Annotated in this window: 19 protein-coding genes; 14 read left to right on the forward strand and 5 right to left on the reverse strand. The window is 67.3% G+C overall.

What is annotated here, in order from left to right; genetic code table 11:
- Positions 1 to 67: 67 nt before the first annotated feature.
- On the forward strand, positions 68 to 2,140 hold the full coding sequence (gene paaZ / locus G3T36_RS00165) for a phenylacetic acid degradation bifunctional protein PaaZ (RefSeq protein ID WP_163287424.1): 2,073 nt from the start codon (positions 68 to 70) through the stop codon (positions 2,138 to 2,140).
- Positions 2,141 to 2,151: 11 nt separating this feature from the next.
- On the opposite strand, the gene G3T36_RS00170 is transcribed toward paaZ, so the two are convergent.
- The 3 genes from G3T36_RS00170 to paaI all read right to left on the reverse strand — a co-directional run bounded on the left by G3T36_RS00170 (position 2,152) and on the right by paaI (position 4,542).
- Entirely contained in the window at positions 2,152 to 2,745 is a 594-nt protein-coding gene (locus G3T36_RS00170) for a TetR/AcrR family transcriptional regulator (RefSeq protein WP_163287425.1), read from the reverse strand.
- A gap of 79 nt (positions 2,746 to 2,824) precedes the next feature.
- Positions 2,825 to 4,135: a phenylacetate--CoA ligase PaaK gene (paaK, locus tag G3T36_RS00175; protein WP_163287426.1), complete on the reverse strand. Its 1,311-nt coding sequence runs from the start codon at positions 4,133 to 4,135 to the stop codon at positions 2,825 to 2,827.
- Complete coding sequence (gene paaI / locus G3T36_RS00180) at positions 4,132 to 4,542, reverse strand: hydroxyphenylacetyl-CoA thioesterase PaaI (RefSeq protein WP_163287427.1); 411 nt, start codon at positions 4,540 to 4,542, stop codon at positions 4,132 to 4,134. The genes paaK and paaI overlap by 4 nt, the downstream gene beginning before the upstream one ends.
- Positions 4,543 to 4,710: 168 nt before the next feature.
- On the opposite strand from paaI, the gene paaA reads away from it, so the two are divergent.
- Genes paaA through G3T36_RS00210 form a run of 6 tightly spaced genes read left to right on the forward strand, consistent with a single transcriptional unit; the run spans position 4,711 to position 9,305 of the window.
- Positions 4,711 to 5,694, forward strand: coding sequence for a 1,2-phenylacetyl-CoA epoxidase subunit PaaA (gene paaA, locus G3T36_RS00185; RefSeq protein WP_163287428.1), 984 nt, complete (start codon positions 4,711 to 4,713; stop codon positions 5,692 to 5,694).
- Entirely contained in the window at positions 5,691 to 6,026 is a 336-nt protein-coding gene (paaB, locus tag G3T36_RS00190; protein ID WP_163287429.1) for a 1,2-phenylacetyl-CoA epoxidase subunit PaaB, read from the forward strand. The genes paaA and paaB overlap by 4 nt, the downstream gene beginning before the upstream one ends.
- On the forward strand, positions 6,023 to 6,829 hold the full coding sequence (paaC, locus tag G3T36_RS00195; protein WP_163287430.1) for a 1,2-phenylacetyl-CoA epoxidase subunit PaaC: 807 nt from the start codon (positions 6,023 to 6,025) through the stop codon (positions 6,827 to 6,829). Before paaB ends, paaC begins: the two co-directional genes overlap by 4 nt.
- An 11-nt stretch (positions 6,830 to 6,840) precedes the next feature.
- Positions 6,841 to 7,395 carry a 1,2-phenylacetyl-CoA epoxidase subunit PaaD gene (paaD, locus tag G3T36_RS00200; RefSeq protein ID WP_163287431.1) on the forward strand — a complete coding sequence of 185 codons (555 nt, stop codon included), beginning with the start codon at positions 6,841 to 6,843 and terminating at the stop codon, positions 7,393 to 7,395.
- Between the two features lies 1 nt (position 7,396).
- On the forward strand, positions 7,397 to 8,509 hold the full coding sequence (paaE, locus tag G3T36_RS00205; protein ID WP_163287432.1) for a 1,2-phenylacetyl-CoA epoxidase subunit PaaE: 1,113 nt from the start codon (positions 7,397 to 7,399) through the stop codon (positions 8,507 to 8,509).
- A gap of 25 nt (positions 8,510 to 8,534) precedes the next feature.
- On the forward strand, positions 8,535 to 9,305 hold the full coding sequence (locus G3T36_RS00210; RefSeq protein ID WP_163287433.1) for an enoyl-CoA hydratase-related protein: 771 nt from the start codon (positions 8,535 to 8,537) through the stop codon (positions 9,303 to 9,305).
- A gap of 17 nt (positions 9,306 to 9,322) precedes the next feature.
- Here G3T36_RS00210 and G3T36_RS00215 read toward each other — a convergent pair whose 3' ends face one another.
- A complete protein-coding gene (locus tag G3T36_RS00215) occupies positions 9,323 to 10,408 on the reverse strand; it encodes a DUF998 domain-containing protein (protein ID WP_163287434.1) in 1,086 nt (361 codons plus the stop codon).
- Between the two features lie 163 nt (positions 10,409 to 10,571).
- On the opposite strand from G3T36_RS00215, the gene G3T36_RS00220 reads away from it, so the two are divergent.
- Positions 10,572 to 10,958 carry an SHOCT domain-containing protein gene (locus G3T36_RS00220; protein WP_163287435.1) on the forward strand — a complete coding sequence of 129 codons (387 nt, stop codon included), beginning with the start codon at positions 10,572 to 10,574 and terminating at the stop codon, positions 10,956 to 10,958.
- A 4-nt stretch (positions 10,959 to 10,962) separates the two neighbouring features.
- Complete coding sequence (locus G3T36_RS00225) at positions 10,963 to 11,334, forward strand: SHOCT domain-containing protein (protein WP_163287436.1); 372 nt, start codon at positions 10,963 to 10,965, stop codon at positions 11,332 to 11,334.
- Positions 11,335 to 11,353: 19 nt separating this feature from the next.
- Here the strand turns inward: G3T36_RS00225 and G3T36_RS00230 are convergent, their stop codons facing one another.
- Entirely contained in the window at positions 11,354 to 11,872 is a 519-nt protein-coding gene (locus G3T36_RS00230) for a hypothetical protein (RefSeq protein ID WP_163287437.1), read from the reverse strand.
- 91 nt (positions 11,873 to 11,963) lie between these two features.
- Between G3T36_RS00230 and G3T36_RS00235 the strand changes: the two genes are divergently transcribed.
- The 5 genes from G3T36_RS00235 to G3T36_RS00255 all read left to right on the forward strand — a co-directional run bounded on the left by G3T36_RS00235 (position 11,964) and on the right by G3T36_RS00255 (position 18,524).
- Positions 11,964 to 13,811 carry a glycoside hydrolase family 15 protein gene (locus tag G3T36_RS00235; protein ID WP_163287438.1) on the forward strand — a complete coding sequence of 616 codons (1,848 nt, stop codon included), beginning with the start codon at positions 11,964 to 11,966 and terminating at the stop codon, positions 13,809 to 13,811.
- A gap of 64 nt (positions 13,812 to 13,875) precedes the next feature.
- Positions 13,876 to 14,280 (forward strand): DUF7144 family membrane protein, encoded by a 405-nt coding sequence (locus tag G3T36_RS00240; protein ID WP_163287439.1) that lies wholly within the window; start codon positions 13,876 to 13,878, stop codon positions 14,278 to 14,280.
- Between the two features lie 255 nt (positions 14,281 to 14,535).
- Entirely contained in the window at positions 14,536 to 15,603 is a 1,068-nt protein-coding gene (locus tag G3T36_RS00245; RefSeq protein ID WP_163287440.1) for an ABC transporter substrate-binding protein, read from the forward strand.
- On the forward strand, positions 15,604 to 17,361 hold the full coding sequence (locus G3T36_RS00250) for an ABC transporter permease (RefSeq protein WP_163287441.1): 1,758 nt from the start codon (positions 15,604 to 15,606) through the stop codon (positions 17,359 to 17,361).
- Positions 17,358 to 18,524, forward strand: a complete 1,167-nt coding sequence (locus G3T36_RS00255; protein ID WP_163287442.1) for an ABC transporter ATP-binding protein — start codon at positions 17,358 to 17,360, stop codon at positions 18,522 to 18,524. The genes G3T36_RS00250 and G3T36_RS00255 overlap by 4 nt, the downstream gene beginning before the upstream one ends.
- Positions 18,525 to 18,530 lie beyond the last annotated feature (6 nt).

Below are 18,530 nucleotides of genomic sequence, written 5' to 3' on the forward strand. Positions count from 1 at the left end.
TCCAGCGCTGCTCCGGCGCTCAGTGTACCCACCCGCCGACGCGGCCGAGTTCGAAGAGAGCAACCCCATGACGAACATCCTTCCCAGCTACGTGAACGGCGCCTGGTGGACCCCGGCCGACCCGGCGCAGGCCGACACGACCCTCGTGCGCGACGCGTCGACGGGCGACGTGATCACCGCGGTCAGCACGACCGGCCTCGACCTGGCGGGTGCGCTCGACTACGCGCGGACCGTCGGCCAGGACTCGCTGGGGAGGCTGACGTTCCACCAGCGGGCGATGATCCTGAAGCAGCTGGCGCAGGCTCTCACGGAACGCAAGGACGAGCTGTACGCTCTCTCGAGCCGCGCAGGCGCCACGAAGTCCGACTCGTGGATCGACATCGACGGCGGCATCGGCGTGCTCTTCACCTACTCGTCGAAGGGCCGCCGCGAGCTGCCGAACGGCACCGTCTACGTCGACGGTCCGGCCGAGCAGCTCTCGAAGGACGGCTCGTTCCTCGGCCAGCACGTCTACACCCGGCTGTCCGGTGTCGCCGTGCAGATCAACGCGTTCAACTTCCCCGTCTGGGGTGCGCTGGAGAAGTTCGCGCCGGCGTTCCTCGCCGGAGTGCCGAGCCTGATCAAGCCGGCGACGCCCACGGGCTACCTCGCGGAGGCGTTCGTGCGCATCCTGGTCGAGTCCGGGCTGCTGCCCGAGGGTTCGCTGCAACTCGTCTCGGGTGCCGTGCCCGGGCTGTTCGAGTCACTGCGGCTCGGCGACCTGGTCGGTTTCACCGGGTCCGCGTCGACCGCGGAGCGACTTCGCGCCCACGACTCGGTGCAGACCGGCGGCGTTCGGTTCACGAGCGAGACCGACTCGATCAACGCATCCGTGCTCGGTCCGGATGCGGTGGCCGGCACCCCCGAATTCGACGCGTACGTCAAGCAGCTGGTGGCCGAGCTCACGGCGAAGTCCGGGCAGAAGTGCACCGCGATCCGCCGCGCCATCGTGCCAGACGCCGCCGTCGACGACCTGGTCTCCGCCGTGCGGGCGCGGATCGACGAACGGGTCGTCATCGGGGATCCGCGCGCAGAGGGCGTCACGATGGGACCGCTCGCCTCGGTCGAGCAGCGCGACGAGGTCCTCCGCCAGGTCGAGCGGCTGCGCGCCGGTGGCGGCGAGGTCGTGATCGGCTCGACCGACGCGCCGAGCGTTCGACGTGCAGACGGCTCCGAGAGCGCTGACCAGTCCGGCGCGTTCGTCGCCCCGATCGTCCTGCGCTTCGCCGACAACACGGCGAGCGCCGCACACACCATCGAAGCGTTCGGGCCCGTGGCCAGCATCCTGGGCTACGGCTCGACCGCCGAGGCGATCGCGACCGTCGCCCGTGGTGACGGCTCCCTCGTCACGAGCATCGCCACCCACGACCCCCAGGTCGCCGTCGAACTCGTCGGAGGAATCGCCGCGCTCAACGGCCGCGTGCTGATCCTCGACCGCGACGACGCCCGCACCTCGACAGGCCACGGCTCCCCCGTGCCGCACCTCGTGCACGGCGGCCCTGGACGCGCCGGCGGCGGCGAAGAGCTCGGCGGCATCCGGGCCGTCCTGCACCACATGCAGCGCACCGCCGTGCAGGGGTCGCCCGACATGCTGACGGCGATCACCGGGGTGTGGCACACCGGTGCGGCCGTGAAGACCGCGGGGGCGCATCCGTTCCGCAAGTCGCTCGCCGAACTGCGCATCGGCGACAGCGTGCACTCGGAGAGCCGCACGGTCACCCTCGACGACATCGAGCAGTTCGCCAAGTTCACCGGCGACACGTTCTATGCCCACATGGACGAAGAGGCCGCGGCCGCGAATCCGTTCTTCCCCGGGCGGGTGGCGCACGGCTACCTCCTGGTCTCGTGGGCGGCCGGGCTGTTCGTCGACCCGGCGCCGGGCCCGGTGCTCGCGAACTACGGGCTCGAGAACCTGCGGTTCATCACGCCGGTGTCGCCCGGGGACAGCATCCGCATCGACCTGACAGCTAAGCAGATCTCACCGCGCGAGACCGATGAGTACGGGGAAGTCCGATGGGATGCGGTCATCCGCAACCAGAACGACGAGACGGTCGCGACCTACGACGTGCTCACTCTCGTTGCGAAGGAGCTCGCCGCCTGAGCCGCGCGCGCTCAGACGCGGAGGCCGTCGAAGGCGACCGTGAGCACGTCCTCGGCGAGCTGGTCGGCACCCTCGGCGCCTCCCGGCCGGTACCACTCGACGATCGAGTTGATCATGCCGAACAGCAGGCGGGTGGCAACGCCGGGATCGACGTCGGCGCGCAGCGAGCCCTCGTCGCGCGCCTCGACGACGAGAGCGGCCACCGCGCGGTCGAACGCGCGCCGCCGGGCGAGCGCCCGCCGCTCGACCTCGGTGTTCCCGCGCACGCGCAGCAGCAGTGTGACGTAGGGCAGCTTGTCGGTGAGCACGCGCACCGCGCCGCGCAGCACATGCGCGAGCCGTTCGGCCGCGTCGCCCGTGCTTGCGGCCTCCTCGAGGAGCACCCCCTCCAGACCGTCGAGCGCCTGGCCGAGCGCGAGCTCGAGCAACTCGTCCTTGGATGCGACGTGGTGGTAGATCGCCGACTTCGAGAGCCCGAGGCGTGCGGCCAGCACGCCCATGGACGTGGCGTCGTAGCCGAACTCGTTGAACGCTGCGACCGCGACCTCCAGGATCCCCGCCTGGTCGTATCCGGGCCGCCCGCGTCGAACTGCGGTCTCTGTCATGTAGCAACCCTCCCGTGGTCGGTCGGCTTTTGCCGCAATGGCGTGCCGAGTGGGGCGAAAGTCGCCGGACGGCCTCCGCCTAGCGCAGGTCGTAGACCCGCTTCAGCTTGCCGGCGCTGCGCTCGAGCGTCCCCGGCGCCTCGACAGTGACGAGCACGGTCGAGCCGATCTGATCCTTGACCCGAGCGATGAGTGCGGCGCTCGCGCGATCGCAGGCGACCGCATCCGCCCCCTCCGCCCGTTCGATGCGAACGGTGAGCTCGTCGAGTCTGCCCGGCCGGGTCAGCTCCAGGACGAAATGGGGCGAGAGATCGTCGATGCCGAGCACGATCTCCTCGATCTGGGTCGGGAACAGGTTGACGCCGCGCAGGATGATCATGTCGTCGTTGCGGCCGGTGATCTTCTCCATTCGCCGCATGCCCGGCCGCGCGCTTCCCGGCAGCAGCCGGGTCAGGTCGCGGGTGCGGTAGCGGATGACCGGGAACGCCTCCTTCGTGAGCGTCGTGAACACGAGTTCCCCGAGTTCTCCGTCGCCCAGCACGTCTCTCGTCTCGGGATCGATCACCTCGGGCAGGAAGTGGTCCTCCCACAGGTGCGGGCCGTCCTTCGTGTCGATGCACTCGTTTCCGACTCCCGGCCCCATCACCTCGCTGAGGCCGTAGATGTCGACGGCGTCGATGTCGAGCCGCTCCTCCAGCTCAGCGCGCATCGCGTTCGTCCACGGTTCGGCGCCGAGGATCGCGACCTTCAGGCTGGTCGCCCGCGGGTCGAGGCCCGCCTCGGCCATGGCGTCCGCGATGGTCAGCAGGTAGCTCGGCGTGCACATGATCACATCGGGTTCGAAGTCGTGGATGAGCTGCACCTGCTTGCTCGTCTGGCCGCCCGACATCGGGATCACCGTCGCACCGAGCGCCTCGATCCCGGCGTGGGCGCCGAGCCCGCCCGTGAACAGTCCGTACCCGTACGCGTTGTGCACGCGCATCCCGGGCCTGACGCCGGAGGCGCGCAGGCAGCGAGCCACGAGACCGGCCCAATTGGCCAGATCCGTCTTCGTGTAGCCGACGACGGTCGGCCGCCCGGTCGTGCCGGAGGAGGCGTGGATGCGCGCCACCTGGTCCATCGGAACCGCGAACATCCCGAACGGGTACGTCTCGCGCAGGTCGTCCTTGGTCGTGAACGGGAGCAGCGCGACGTCGTCGAGGCTGCGGATGTCGCCGGGCCGCACGCCGGCCTCATCGAATTTGCGCGTGTACAGCGGAACGTTCTCGTACGCGTGCCGAACCGTCCAGCGGAGTCGCTCGAGCTGAAGCGCCTGCAACTCGTCCCGCGACAGGCGCTCCTCGGGGTCGAGTTCGTCCCACGCCGGCGCGCGGAGCCGTCCGGCGCTCACCGCTGCCTGCTCGTGGTGTGGCTTCGGCCGCGGAACTCGGCGACGATCTCTCCGTTCTCGTCGGTCACGCTGACGTCGTAGAGGCCGGTCCGACCGCTCCTGGCGCGAACGCTCGCGGTCGCGGTGAGCGTCTGCCCAGCCGTCGTCGGCTTGAGGAAGGTGATGTCGGCGCCCGCGGCAAGGGTGATCTGCTCGTCTTCGTTGCAGGCGATCGCGAATGCCGTGTCGGCGAGTGCGAAGACGATTCCGCCGTGCGTCACCTCGAAACCGTTGAGCATGTCGTCGCGGATGCGCATGGTGACCACGGCATCGCCGGGAAGGCTGCGGGTCACCTGCATGCCGAGGGCGGCGGATGCGCGATCCCGTTCGATCATGGCAACTGCGGCACTCACGGTCGGTTGGGACATCCGTCCTCCTCATCGAGACTGGATTCATCGAGGCTGGGTTCGCCGTGAACGTCAGCGTCGGTCGGGCTTTTGCCGGTCGGTGACCTAGACTATATACTAACCGAACGATCAGTAAGTAATGCGATCAGCCCACGAGGCGATCCGTTGAGCGGGATCCAGGAGTCGACGATGACCACGCCAGCAGAACTGCTACCCGACGAGGCGAGCGCCGAGGAGCGCCGGTTCACCGAACTCATCGAGGCGGACTCGCGGGTCGAGCCGCGCGACTGGATGCCGGCGGCCTACCGCAAGACGCTGATCCGCCAGATGTCCCAGCACGCGCACTCCGAGATCATCGGCATGCAGCCCGAATCCAACTGGATCACCCGGGCGCCCAGCCTGAAGCGCAAAGCGATCCTGATGGCGAAGGTCCAGGACGAAGCAGGTCACGGCCTGTATCTCTATTCGGCGACCCAGACGCTCGGCATCACCCGCGACGAGATGATGGACCAGCTGATCGCCGGCAAGGCACGCTACTCGTCGATCTTCAACTACCCCACACCGACCTGGGCCGACATGGGCGCGATCGGCTGGCTCGTCGACGGCGCGGCCATCTGCAACCAGGTTCCGCTGTGCCGGGCCTCCTACGCCCCCTACGGCCGCGCGATGGTGCGGATCTGCAAAGAGGAGTCGTTCCACCAGCGCCAGGGCTTCGAGATCCTCCTCGAGCTCATGCACGGCACGGATGCGCAGAAGAGGATGGCGCAGGATGCGGTCGATCGCTGGTACTGGCCGTCATTGATGATGTTCGGGCCGCCCGACGACGACTCCCCCAACTCCGCGCAGTCGATGGCCTGGAAGATCAAGCGGTTCTCCAACGACGAGCTCCGCCAGCGTTTCGTGTCGATGCTGGTGCCCCAGGCGGAGGTGCTCGGCGTCACCCTTCCCGACCCCGACCTGCGCTGGAACGAGGAGCGCGGCGAATACGACCTGGGCGAGATCGACTGGACCGAGTTCCACGAGGTGCTCGCGGGTCGCGGACCGTGCAACGCGCTGCGGTTGCAGCGCCGACGGGATGCGCACGAGGAGGGCCGGTGGGTGCGTGAAGCCGCCGCCGCGTACGCGAAGCGCGTAGCCGAGCGCGAGACCGAAAGCGAGGCGGTCGCTTCATGAGCACTGCATCCGCATCCGCATCCGAACCGACGCCGCAGCCCTCAGGACACACCGAGACCTGGCCGCTCTGGGAGGTCTTCGTGCGCTCCAGCCGTGGACTCAGCCACGTCCACGTCGGCTCGCTCACCGCACCCGACGAGATCATGGCCGTGCGCAACGCGCGTGACCTGTACACCCGCCGCAACGAAGGCGTCTCGATCTGGGTCGTCCCCTCCGACGCCATCACGGCCAGCGATCCGGATGCGAAAGGCGCGTTCTTCGAATCCCCCGCGGGCAAGAACTACCGTCATGCCGTCTACTACACGAAGAGCGAAGGGGTGAAGCACCTGTGAACCAGCGGATCACCGTCGACGGCCTCGAACTCTCCAGCGAAGTCATCGATGCGGGCGGAGCGACCACCGAGGACATCGCGGAATACGCCCTCTGGCTCGGCGACGACGCGCTCGTGCTCGCGCAGCACCTCGGCGACTGGATCACCCGGGCGCCCGAACTCGAAGAAGACGTCGCGCTCGCGAACATCGCGCTCGATCTGCTGGGCCACGCGCGCTCGCTGCTGCACCATGCGGGAAGCGCATCCGGCCGCACCGAAGACGATCTCGCCTACTGGCGCGACGAGGGCGAGTTCCGCAGTGCACACCTGTTCGAACTGCCGAACGGCGACTTCGCCCACACGATCGCCCGCCAGCTCGTCGCGTCGCACTACCTCTACGAGTTGTACGACCGGTTGCGCGCATCCGCCGACGACACCCTCGCCGCGATCGCGGCCAAAGCGGTCAAAGAAGTCGACTACCACCGCGACCATGCCGACCAATGGGTGCTCCGCCTCGCACTCGGCACCGACGAATCCCGACGCCGCATGACGCGCGCGCTGGCCGACGTCTGGCCGTACGTGGACGAACTCTTCGTCGACGAGCCACTCGTCGACCGGCTCGAAGGCATCGCTCCGCGACCCTCGTCGCTGCGCCCGGCCTTCGACGCGACGGTCGCCCCCGTGCTGGCCGAGGCCGAACTGGAGGAGCCGCGAGGCTTCGTCTCGAGCGGCGGAGGCCGCCGTGGCGCGCACTCCGAGCACCTGGGCCCGCTTATCGCCGAGCTGCAGGTGCTCGCCCGGCAGCACCCCGGGGCGAGCTGGTGAAGGGGGCGACCATGAACGAGACCACCGTGGCCACCGCGCAGGCCACCGCGCAGGCCACCACCCCGCCCGTCCTCCACCGCGGTGTGCTCGCACAGCGCGCGTGGCACATCGCCGCCGCGGTCGCCGACCCCGAAGTGCCGGTGCTCACGATCGACGACCTGGGCGTGCTCCGCTCGATCACGGTCGGTGAGAACGACGTCGCTGTCAGCATCACACCGACCTACAGTGGATGCCCCGCGATGGAGTCCATTCGCGACGACGTGGTGACCGCCCTCAACGACGCCGGGTTCGAGAACGTCGTCGTGAACATCACGCTCTCCCCCGCCTGGACGACCGACTGGATCTCCGCGGAGGGCAAAGAGAAGCTCGAACGATTCGGCATCGCCGCGCCCAGCGGCCGGGCGAGCGCCGCCGGGGGACCGGTCCGGATGCGGATGTCGGTGAAATGCCCGCAATGCCAGTCGCTGAACACGCGCGAGCTCTCGCACTTCGGCTCGACCTCCTGCAAGGCCCTGTACCAGTGCCTCGACTGCCTGGAGCCGTTCGACTACTTCAAGGTCCTCTGACGTGGCGGCGACGAACCTGGGCACGAGGAAGCGCGCGAGGTTCCACACCCTGACCGTCTCCGACATCCGCCCGCTCACCAGCGCGAGCGTGGAGGTCACGTTCGCGGTGCCCGAACAGCTGCACGGAGCGTACGACTACGCCCCCGGGCAGCACGTCGCCTTGCGGGCGACGATCGACGGGCATGAGCTCCGCCGCAGCTACTCGATCTGCCGGCCGCCGACACCCGGGTCGATCAGCGTCGCGATCAAGCGCGACCTGGGCGGCGCGTTCTCGACCTGGGCGAACGAAGAGTTGCAGGTCGGCGACCGCATCGACGTGATGAGCCCCCAGGGAACGTTCACCACCGATCTCGACGACCTCGACGGCAAGCACATCGTCGGCATCGCGGCCGGCTCGGGCATCACCCCGCTGATGGCGCTTGCGCACACGGTGCTGGCCCGTTCGGAGACCTCCCGCTTCACGCTCGTCTACACGAATCGCACCGCGGTCGACGTGATGTTCCTCGAGGAGCTCTCCGACCTGAAGGACCGCTACCCGGCGCGGCTCGCGCTGCACCATGTACTGTCGCGCGAGCAGCGCTCGGCCCCGCTTCTCTCCGGGCGAATCGACGAGGAACGGCTGCGCCGGATGCTCGACACGATCATCCACCCCGCGGCCGTGGACGAGTGGTTCCTGTGCGGCCCGTTCGAACTGGTTCAGCTCTGCCGCGACACCCTGGAGAGCGTCGGAGTCGATCGTGCGCACATCCGGTTCGAACTCTTCACGACGGGCGACCCCGTGCAGGTCGCGGGAGATGTCGGGCGACCCGTCCTCGCGCATCCCGGCGAGAAGTCGTTCGAGATCGAGTTCACCCTCGACGGGCAGACCGCGACGGTCACGACGCCGGTCGATGCGAACGAATCGGTGCTGAACGCCGCCCTGCGGGTTCGGCCCGACGTTCCGTTCGCCTGCGCGGGCGGCGTCTGCGGGACCTGCCGGGCGCGGCTCGTCTCCGGCGACGTGCGCATGACGGAGAACTACGCACTCGAGCCGGAGGAGCTGGAACGCGGTTACGTTCTCACCTGCCAGTCGCATCCCCTCACCGACAAGGTCGCCGTCGACTACGACGTATGACCGGGCCAGACGAAAGGACTCCCCTGTGATCGAGCTGACCATCGCCGACGACGTCGCGCAGATCGTGCTGAACGCTCCGGAGAAACTGAACGCGCTCGATGCCACGGCCGTCGGCGAGCTGTCGGATGCGTACGCGCAGGCGGAGGCGGCGCAGGTGCGCGCTCTCGTGCTGCGCGGTGAGGGCCGGGCCTTCTGCGCCGGGCGCGACATCTCCGCCGTCGACCCGCGAACGGACGACGTCGCCGGCTATCTGGACGGTCTGGTCACGCCCCTCCTCAAACGGATGAGCGCCTTCCCTGCGCCCACCTTCGCCGCCGCGCAGGGCGCGTGCCTCGGCGTCGGCCTCGGCCTGCTCATCGCGACCGACGTCGTCTACGTGGCCGACACCGCCAAGATCGGGTCGCCCTTCGCGGCCCTCGGCGCCACCCTCGACTCGGGTGGCCACGCGCTGTTCTTCGAGCGCCTGGGCGCACACAAGACACTCGACCTCATCTACACCGGCCGGCTCATGTCGGGCACCGAAGCGGTGCAGTCCGGTCTGTTCAGCCGCGTCTTCCCGGCCGGCGAACTGACGGATGCGGTCCTCGGCGCAGCGACGACGGCCGCATCCGGCGCCACCCAGGCCTTCCGCGCGAGCAAGGAGCTCATCCGCGCGCTGCGCGACGAGCGACTCGGCCTGTGGGACTCGATGGCGGACGAGAACGCCGCCCAGGCTGCGCTGTGCGACACCGACGACTACCGTGAAGGGTTCGCCGCGTTCCAGCAGAAACGCACGCCGACGTTCGCCGGCCGCTAGCGTGGCGCAGAACGCGGTCAGACGCGCTGGGGCGCATCCGTCGGCTCGCCGGTGTTGCGCAGCAACACGATCAGCCAGCTGAAGATGAGCGTGAACGCGACCAGTTCGACAGCCGTCAGGTTGTAGTAGCCCGAGATGAAGAACACGGCCAGCACCACGATCACGCCGACATAGACGTAGCCGAGAACGACGAACACCCGCGGGATCGAAGGGACGAGCCAGGGGAACGCGATCACCAGGGCCACGTAGACCACGGCCATCCCGCTTGCCGAGTAATTGTGGATGGTCTCACTGCGGTCGAGCGGAAACGCTCCGACCAAGGCGAGCAGTATCCCGATCACCATCAGCCCCACTCGCACGAGGGTGCGCCCCCTCGCCTCCGCACGCGTCGACGCCGGGAGCGGAGCAGTCGCGTAGTGCGCGATGGTGGTCACCATGATCCCGGCGATGATGAGGGTCACGTTGAACGCGAGCGACGAGATGTCGTTGCCGATCCCGAGCGTGCTCAGGTTCTTCTGCCACCAGAGCGGATCGGTGGCGCTCATCATGCTCGTGATCGCGCCGCTGACGATGAAGGCCGCGAGGACCAGCGAGAGCAGCATCGCGCTCAGGTGCACGGACGACAGGAAGACGACGTACGACGTCAGCGCGGTCGCGACACCGGCGAGAACGATCGCCGAGAACGTGAAGACGAGCGCCCCCTTGAAGCTGATGCCCAGCAGAGCGGCGAGGCCGGTCCACGCGAGAATGGCGATGACGCCGTGCGCGAGGGCGAGGGCGGCCACGTCGTACCACCGCAGACGAACGCCCGCAGCGTCGTATTCGGCGTTCTCGAGCGCGCCGAGCCGTGATTTCCGGGTCCGCATCACCAGCCGGCCGAAGATGAAGACGACGAAACCGGTGATGCCGCCGACGATCGCCACGAACTGCCCGAGCGAGCCGGGGCCTGAGATCGGAAGGTCTTTGCCACCGAATGTTATTGCCGCGATCACAGCGGCGATGACGAAGACGGCTGCACCGACGATCAGCGCTGCGGACTCCAGCGTCTGCCTGCTTTCAGCGGGTGCCCGGAAGACCTGCCCAAGCGACTGCGTCCTGCTCATCGCACCCTCTCCCATCCACCGAGACGGGCCTCGGCAGGCACAGTATCGCTGCCGCGCGCATCCGGAAACATCATCCGGATTGGATGATCCCCGCCACCGGGACTTCCAATTACATTCGGGTCAATGGCGCACCCGTCGGGTGCCGCGACCGAAAGGGCCTCCGATGAACAGTTTCTGGGACTTCCTCTGGTTGTTCTTCTGGACGTACATCTTCATCTCGTTCCTCGTCATCCTGTTCCAGATGTTCGTGGACCTCTTCCGCGACCGCCAACTCAACGGCTGGGCCAAGGCCGGGTGGATCATCCTCTTGGTGTTCGTGCCGTTCCTCGGTGCACTGATCTACCTGGTCGTTCGGGGCCATGGGATGGCCGAGCGCCAGGCCGCACGGATGATGGCGGCCCAGTCGGAGGGCGATGCCTACATCCGAGCCGTCGCGTCGAGCGGCGCCCCGTCGGCGGCCGATGACATCGCGAAGGCGAAAGGGCTCCTCGATTCCGGAGCCATCACGCAGGCGGAGTACAACGCGCTGAAGGCGAAAGCGATCGGGTGACCTCATGTTCACGAACTTCTTCAGCTACCTTCTCTGGACCTTCATCTTCGTCGCCTACCTGATGATCATCTTCGGGATCATCAGCGACCTGTTCCGGGACGACTCCGTCAACGGATGGGGCAAGGCGATCTGGATCATCTTCATCGTCTTCGTGCCGTTCCTCACCGCCTTGGTGTACTTCATCGCGCGCGGGCCGAGCATGGCGGCCCGCCGTTCGATGGATGCGGCGACGACGCGTTCGGAGACCGACGCCTACATCCAGAAAGTGGTCACCACACCCGCCGCCGATCAGATAGCCCAGGCGAAACAGCTCCTCGACGACGGCACGATCAGCCAGGCCGAATTCGACACCTTGAAGGCGCGCGCCCTGGCGTGAGTCCGGGCGCACCGCCCGATCAGTGGATGAACGCCTTGAGGAGGATCATCGCAACGCCGAACGCGGCGGTGCCCAGCGAGCCGAGGATGCGCACCGGCCACGAGTCGCCGCGCAAGGTGAACACCACGAATCCGAGGATGGCGAGGATCACCACACCAAGCCACAGCGCGACCCAGATCGCCACCTTGTCGTCGACGGCCTGCAGCGCTCCCAGCAGCAGGACGATCGACGGTGGGAGGGCCGAGGTCAGGAATCCGACCGAGCGTCTGAGCGCGCGCCGGAAGGCTGTCGACAGCGTCGTGTCGTCGCCTTCGAACGCTCCATGGCCCGCGATCGTACCGGCATAGAGATGCGCAGCCCAGAAGACGACGACCGTTCCGAACACGCTCAGGAATACCTGCAAGGAGGTCGCCCCGTACGAGCCGGCGACCACGATCATTCCACTGACCAGGACCGTGCCGTACACCGACTCTTCGGTGATGTAGTCGATTCGCGCTCGGCGCAGCGCATCAGTGGGGATCGCGTGCGCCCGGCTCATGCATCCCCCCTTTCACGACAGGCACCAGTATCGCCTCACCCTCAGCGACGCGCAACGAACCATCCGTGACGATCCACCGAAAGAAGACATCATGACCACGTATCCGCTGATCGCCGACCACGGCCTCATCGGCGACCTCCAGACAGCCGCACTCGTGGCCACCGACGGAACCATCGACTGGTTCTGCAGCCCCCGATTCGATTCGCCCAGCATCTTCGCGTCGCTCGTCGACAGCGAGAAGGGCGGCCACTTCAGCATCCGGCCCCGAGCGGAGAAATCCGACGCGAAACAGCTGTATTTTCCCGACACGGCCATCCTGGTGACCCGTTTCCTGACGGAAGGCGGCGTGGGCGAGGTCGTCGATTTCATGCCGGCGACGGGTGATGCGGCGAGCGAGCGACACCGCCTGGTGCGGATCGTGCGCTGTGTGCGCGGATCGATGGAGTTCGACATCGAGATCGCTCCGCGGTTCGACTACGGGCGCAGCACTCACCAGCTCTCGGTCGGCGAGGACGTCGCGACCTTCACCTCGGGCAAGACCGTGGTGACGCTCAGCCTGATCCTGGACCCGGAGGACAAGCGGCTCGCGACGATCGACGACACAACGGATGGGGACCTGCGCGCGTCGGTCCGCCTCGAGGAGGGCCAGCTGCGCGGCCTCATCCTCGAAACGGGCCCGACCGGAGAGCCGAGCGTCGTGCGCGTCGCTGAGGCCAGGCGGCTCTTCGACGACACCGTGACGTTCTGGCAGGACTGGGTTGAGCAGTCCACGTACACCGGCAGGTGGCGTGAGGAGGTGCAGCGTTCGGCGATCACCCTGAAACTCCTGACCTACGCGCCCACCGGTGGACTGGTCGCCGCACCGACGGCGGGCCTGCCCGAACAGGTCGGCGGCGAGCGCAACTGGGACTACCGCTTCACCTGGGTGCGCGACGCGTCGTTCTCGGTGCGCACGCTGGTGAGGCTCGGCTACCTGAGCGAGGCCACGGCCTTCAGCGAGTGGCTTCGCGATCGCGTCTCCGAGCCGACGGGAAGCGCCACCGGTCCGCTGAACATCATGTACCGCGTCGACGGCGACCCTGAGCTCGACGAAGAGGTCATCACGGGCTGGGAGGGCTATCGGGGGTCGTACCCGGTGCGCATCGGCAACGGGGCCGCCGGTCAGCTGCAGCTCGACATCTACGGAGAAGCGCTCGACGCCGTCTACCAGGTCGATCGCAGCGGCATCCAGATCGGGCAGCCGGGATGGATAGCGCTCGGCCGCCTGCTCGACTGGCTCGCCGACAACTGGGACCAGCCGGAGGAGGGCATCTGGGAGACCCGGGGCGGACGCAAGGACTTCACCTACGGGCGGCTGATGTGCTGGGTCGCGTTCGATCGTGGCATCCGCCTTGCGACCGCACACGGCCGCCCGGCGCCCATCGAGAAGTGGATGGCCGCGAGGGACGCGATCTACACCCAGATCATGGAGAAGGGATGGAACGAGGAGGTCCATGCGTTCGTGCAGCAGTACGGCGAGACCGTCCTCGATGCGTCGCTCCTGAAGATGCCCCAGGTGGGCTTCATCTCGCCGCAGGATCCCCTGTGGCTCGACACCCTGAAGGCGATGGAGGCGGAGCTGGTCTCCGACAGCCTCGTCTATCGGTACGACCCGAGCGCCTCACCGGATGGGCTCCGCGGGTCGGAGGGAACCTTCTCGATGTGCACATTCCTCTACGTGGATGCGCTCGCCCGCTCGGGTCAGGTGTCGGCGGCTCGGCTCACGTTCGAGAAGATGCTCACCTATGCCAACAGCCTCGGTCTGTTCTCCGAAGAGATCGCGGCTACCGGCGAACAGATCGGCAACTTCCCGCAGGCGTTCACCCATCTCGCCCTCATCGATGCCGCTCTCACTCTCAACGACCGGCTCGACGGACATCATCCCGATCGGGTGATGTGAGAGCACCGGCGCGGGCGATAGCTTCCGAACACGATGCACCAATGAGCATTCAGGGAGGGCAATCATGAGTAGTACTACCAGAACGACCGGATGGCTCGGGTGGGGGCTGTTCGCCGGGGTGATCATCCTCATCAGCGGCGTCTTCGGTGTCATCCAGGGGTTCGTCGGGCTCATCGCCCCGGACACCTACTACGTCAAGACGACAGGCAGTCTCTTCGTGTTCGACGTCCAGGGCTGGGCCTGGTGGACGCTCATCATCGGCATCCTTCTGGTGCTCACCGCCCTGGCCCTGTTCTCCGGGCAGATGTGGGCGCGCGTGATCGCGGTGATCCTCGCCGTGCTGAGCGCGATCGGCAACCTGCTGATGGTGCCTGAGCAGCCGTGGTGGTCGCTCATCCTCATCGCAGTGGACATCCTCATCATCTATGCGCTGACCGCGCACGGAAGCGAACTCGGCAGGCGCGAGTAGGGGGGCGCGTCGCGGGCCCCGCCAGCTCGGGCTGTGCCCGACCGTTCGAGCTGGCGGGGGACGTGTCCGTCGACCACCCTCTGAAGCTGAGCCATCCGAACGCCCCGCCCGAATTCTCGGGCGGGGCGTTCGTGCTGTTCATGTGACCGTTCGTTCACCGGATGGTCACCCTGCAGTCACGATGAGAGCGATTGTGTTTCGTATGGTTTGTAACGACCGTTAGCATCCCATCACAACGACACAGGAGATTCAGAAATGAATGCCGTCAAAGGTCTGGCAACATTCGGACTGCTCGCAGCATCCGTCGTCGCCCTCGCTGGTTGCTCTGCAACCGCCTCGGCCTCTACGTCAACCGGCAGCGCTGCTGTCGAACCACTCGTACTCTACGCGGCCGAGGGGTACGACTCCGTCACCGCCAAAGCGTTCACAGCATCCACCGGAATCCCCGTCAAGGTCGTCGACGACAGCACCGGCCCTCTGCTCACGAAGATCGCGGCCGAGAGAAACAACCCGCAATGGTCGATGCTCTGGGTCGACGGAGACACCGCCTTCGCAGCGCTCGACAAACAGGGCCAGTTGCTTCCGTACAAGGCGAACGCTGCCTTCAATACGGTCGGCACCTCCATCCTGCGGAGCGACAATGCGTACACGCCGACCGGGACGACGGTCATGGCGGCCCTCATCTACAACGCCGCCAAAGTCAGCAAGGTCCCGTCGAGCTATCAGGATCTGCTCGGCTCCGACTTCACGGGCAAAGTGGGTATGAACGACCCGTCGCAGTCCGGCCCGACATACCCGTTCATCGCCGGTCTGATGAACCAGCTCGGCGGCCAAAGCGGCGGGGTCGCCGCCGGGGAGTCCTACTTCACCCAGCTGAAGGCCAACGGCCTGAAGGTGTTCCCCACGAACGGAGACACGCTGCACGCCCTCGAAACGGGCCAGGTCGATTACGGCCTGATCCAGAGCTCCGCAGCGACCGGCGAGGTCGTCAAGACCAAGCCGACCGCTCAGTTCCAGCCGAAGATCGCGTACCTCCCGAAGTCGACGCTGCTCCCGGCCGTCATCGGCATCGACAAAGGCGCCGACGCCGTGCAGCAGGCCGAAGCGAAGAAGTTCATCGACTTCGCCCTCTCCCCCGCCGGGCAGGCGGTCATGCTCACCGGCGACCCGAGCGGCGACTCGCTCTTCTGGCCGGTCGTCGACAAGGCGCCCTCGCTGAAGGACCTGCCGCCCTTCCCGACGGCATACCAGAAGATCGACCCGGCCTTCTGGGGTCCGAAACAGTCGGATGTCGTGACCTGGTTCGACACCAACATCAAGTAGATGGTCGCCGTTTCATCCATCGAGGCGGGCGTGCGGCCGGCACGCCCGCTCTCGCGGATTCGTCCGCGGTTCAACCCGCTCACCGCCTTCTGGCTGCTGATCGTCGCGATCCTGGTGCTTCCCATCGCCCTCTTCCTCGCCGGGGCGTTCTCTCCACGGCTGCTGGACCAGGGTCCGCAGTGGTTCACGCTCTCGGCATTCGCCACCGCACTCAACGGTCACCTGCTGACCGGATTCCTCAACTCGCTGATGGTCGGCATCTCGACTGCGGTCATCTCGGCGGCGATCGCGTTCGGCCTCGCGTGGCTCGTCCAGCGCACGAACGTCTGGGGGAGACGACTGTGGACGGGCGTCGTCTTCGCGCTCCTGCTCACACCCTCGTACCTCATCGCCCTCGGATGGGAGCGCCTGCTGGAGCCGAATGGCGTGCTGCAGACCCTCGGGTTCGATCCGAGTGGTATCCGCAACGTCTTCTACGGCCCCGTCGGCATCGTCCTGGTCTTGACCGTGAAGGGCATACCGTTCGCGTATCTGGCGATCTCCAACGCATTGCGCGGGCTGGGGAACGAGTTCGAGGATGCGGTGCGCGTGCACGGCGGCGGACCGGTATCGGCGATCGCCATCGTGGTCTCGCTGCTCGGGCCTGCGATCTGGGCTGCGCTCGCCATCGTGTTCGCGGAGTCCGTCGGCGACTTCGGGGTCGCCTCGACACTCGCCAATGACTCGCATTTCACCGTCGCGACGTTCACCCTCTACAACGCCGTTCAGGCCTTCCCGGTGCAGTTCCCGGTGGCCGCCGCGGTGGGCTGGCTCCTCCTCCTTCTGGTGGTCCTCGCATTGTTCGCGCAGAGTCGAGCCCTTCGCGGTCGAAGCTATCGCGTGCTCGGCGGACGGACGCGTCCTGCCGTGCGGTGCACGCTGTCCCTGCGAGCGCAGCTCCTTGCGTCATTCGCGCTGACGCTGCTCCTGGTGACCGCCCTCGGCGTTCCGACGTTCGGAGCCGTCTCGGCCTCGCTCATCGACGGTCTCGGCTCTCTCGCGGGAACCCACCAATGGTCGCTGGCGAACTACTCCAGGGTCATCACGAGCCCCGACCTGAGCGGGCCGCTCCTCTACTCGGCCGGCCTCGCAGCGGTGACGGCGAGTGTGACCGTGATCATGGCGCTGGTCTGCGCGCGCATGCTGGCGAGCAAAGGCAACTCCTTCGGCGGAAAAGTCCTCGATCTCGTGCTACTGGCCGCCGTTGCACTGCCGGGCATCGTGTTCGCCGCCGGGTACATCTTCGCGTACAACCTGCCGTTCACGAATGCGATCGGCATCCATCTGTACGGCACGACGAGCCTGCTGCTGCTCGCCTACCTGGCGACGGCACTTCCATCGACGTCGCGCGTTCTGTCCGGCACGATGAGTCAGCTTCAGGATTCGATGATGAGCGCATCCCGGGTGCACGGCCGGGGCGTGGTCCTGTCATGGCTCTCGATCGTCGTGCCGGTCGTCGCCCGACCCCTGCTCACGGCGTGGCTCCTCACCTACACGGCGACGCTCCTCGAGCTTCCGGTGTCGCAACTGCTGGCTCCCCCGGGCGAGCAGCCCATCTCCGTCGGGATCACGACCGCACTCAGCAAGTACGACTTCGGAGGAGGCACCGCGATGGAGGTTCTTGCCATCCTGTCCGCTCTGGCGGTCGTCGGTGTCGGCTACCTCGTGTTCCGTATCGTCACGCCGGTCGGCTGGCGCCATCTGGGAGGAGCGCGATGAGCGCGAGCGAAGCGATCGTCGCGGACCGTCCGGCCGCGGACCCCGCACACCGCGGGCACCTCGTTGGCGTCCGCGGCGCCCGCAAGACCTACGGGTCGGTCGAGGCGTTGAAGGGCGTCGACCTGGACATCCGCGAGGGATCGTTCACCGTACTGCTCGGCCCCTCGGGCTCGGGCAAGACGACGCTGTTGCGGGCGATCGCGGGTATCGAACGACTGGATGCCGGAAGCATCAGGCTCGGCGGCAGGCTGGTGAGCGATTCGGGTGTCCATGTGCCGTCGGAGAAGCGCGACCTGGCGATGGTCTTCCAGGACTACGCGCTCTGGCCGCATATGACGGTTCGTCAGAACGTGGCCTATCCGCTGCGTCGGCGCCACGCCCGCTCCCGGGAGGCTTCGCGACGTGTCGATGAGACGCTCGAACGGGTCGGTCTGGGGTCGAAGGCCTCGAACTACCCGCATGAGCTCTCGGGCGGTCAGCAGCAGCGGGTCGCGCTCGCGCGGGCGATCGTCGGGTCGCCTTCGCTCATCCTGTTCGATGAGCCGCTCTCGAATCTCGACGCGGACCTGCGCGAGCACCTTCGTCTCGAGATCGCCACGCTGACGAGGGAATCGGGTGCGACAGCGCTGTACATCACCCACGATCAGGGCGAGGCGTTCGCCCTCGCCGACGAGGTGGCCGTTCTGCGCGCGGGAACGATCGAGCAGCGCGGCACACCCGAGTCGATCTACCGCCGCCCGGAGACGCCGTTCGTCGCCCGGTTCACCGGTCTCGCGGGCTCCTTCACCGGAACGGCTGGGATCACTGCTGCGGGATATGTGTCGGTTCGGGTCGGCGACCATGAGCTGAAGAGCACCATGGGGCCCGGCGTGCGCGAAGGCAGCCGGGTCGACCTGATGATCAGGCCGATCGCCACACGACTCGAGCCGGTTCCGAACGGATCGGAGAGCGCTGGGTCCATGCCGGCCCAGGCTGTGCCGGGCCGGATTCTCGATGTCGCCTATCGCGGACGCGGCTACGACCACGTCGTCGAATGCGAGCAGGGTGTCTTGACGTCGGTCTTCGACGAACGCGCGTGGACTCGCGGCGATCGATGCCTCGTCAGGATCGACCCGGAAGGCTGCCTGGCTTTTCCGAGCTCATCCGTCACCCATCGTGACTAACAACTG

This window comes from Leifsonia tongyongensis (assembly GCF_010686705.1).
GTDB lineage: Bacteria > Actinomycetota > Actinomycetes > Actinomycetales > Microbacteriaceae > Diaminobutyricibacter > Diaminobutyricibacter tongyongensis.

Bases quoted from the DNA above. Each gene is read 5' to 3' on its own strand.
- paaB (WP_163287429.1), top strand. From the start codon at position 5,691: ATGAGCACTGCATCCGCATCCGCATCCGAACCGACGCCGCAGCCCTCA.
- paaI (WP_163287427.1), bottom strand. From the start codon at position 4,542: ATGTCCCAACCGACCGTGAGTGCCGCAGTTGCCATGATCGAACGGGAT.
- G3T36_RS00230 (WP_163287437.1), bottom strand. From the start codon at position 11,872: ATGAGCCGGGCGCACGCGATCCCCACTGATGCGCTGCGCCGAGCGCGA.
- G3T36_RS00215 (WP_163287434.1), bottom strand. From the start codon at position 10,408: ATGAGCAGGACGCAGTCGCTTGGGCAGGTCTTCCGGGCACCCGCTGAA.
- G3T36_RS00235 (WP_163287438.1), top strand. From the start codon at position 11,964: ATGACCACGTATCCGCTGATCGCCGACCACGGCCTCATCGGCGACCTC.
- paaD (WP_163287431.1), top strand. From the start codon at position 6,841: ATGAACGAGACCACCGTGGCCACCGCGCAGGCCACCGCGCAGGCCACC.
- paaZ (WP_163287424.1), top strand. From the start codon at position 68: ATGACGAACATCCTTCCCAGCTACGTGAACGGCGCCTGGTGGACCCCG.
- G3T36_RS00170 (WP_163287425.1), bottom strand. From the start codon at position 2,745: ATGACAGAGACCGCAGTTCGACGCGGGCGGCCCGGATACGACCAGGCG.
- G3T36_RS00250 (WP_163287441.1), top strand. From the start codon at position 15,604: ATGGTCGCCGTTTCATCCATCGAGGCGGGCGTGCGGCCGGCACGCCCG.
- G3T36_RS00240 (WP_163287439.1), top strand. From the start codon at position 13,876: ATGAGTAGTACTACCAGAACGACCGGATGGCTCGGGTGGGGGCTGTTC.
- paaA (WP_163287428.1), top strand. From the start codon at position 4,711: ATGACCACGCCAGCAGAACTGCTACCCGACGAGGCGAGCGCCGAGGAG.
- G3T36_RS00225 (WP_163287436.1), top strand. From the start codon at position 10,963: ATGTTCACGAACTTCTTCAGCTACCTTCTCTGGACCTTCATCTTCGTC.
- G3T36_RS00245 (WP_163287440.1), top strand. From the start codon at position 14,536: ATGAATGCCGTCAAAGGTCTGGCAACATTCGGACTGCTCGCAGCATCC.
- G3T36_RS00220 (WP_163287435.1), top strand. From the start codon at position 10,572: ATGAACAGTTTCTGGGACTTCCTCTGGTTGTTCTTCTGGACGTACATC.
- G3T36_RS00255 (WP_163287442.1), top strand. From the start codon at position 17,358: ATGAGCGCGAGCGAAGCGATCGTCGCGGACCGTCCGGCCGCGGACCCC.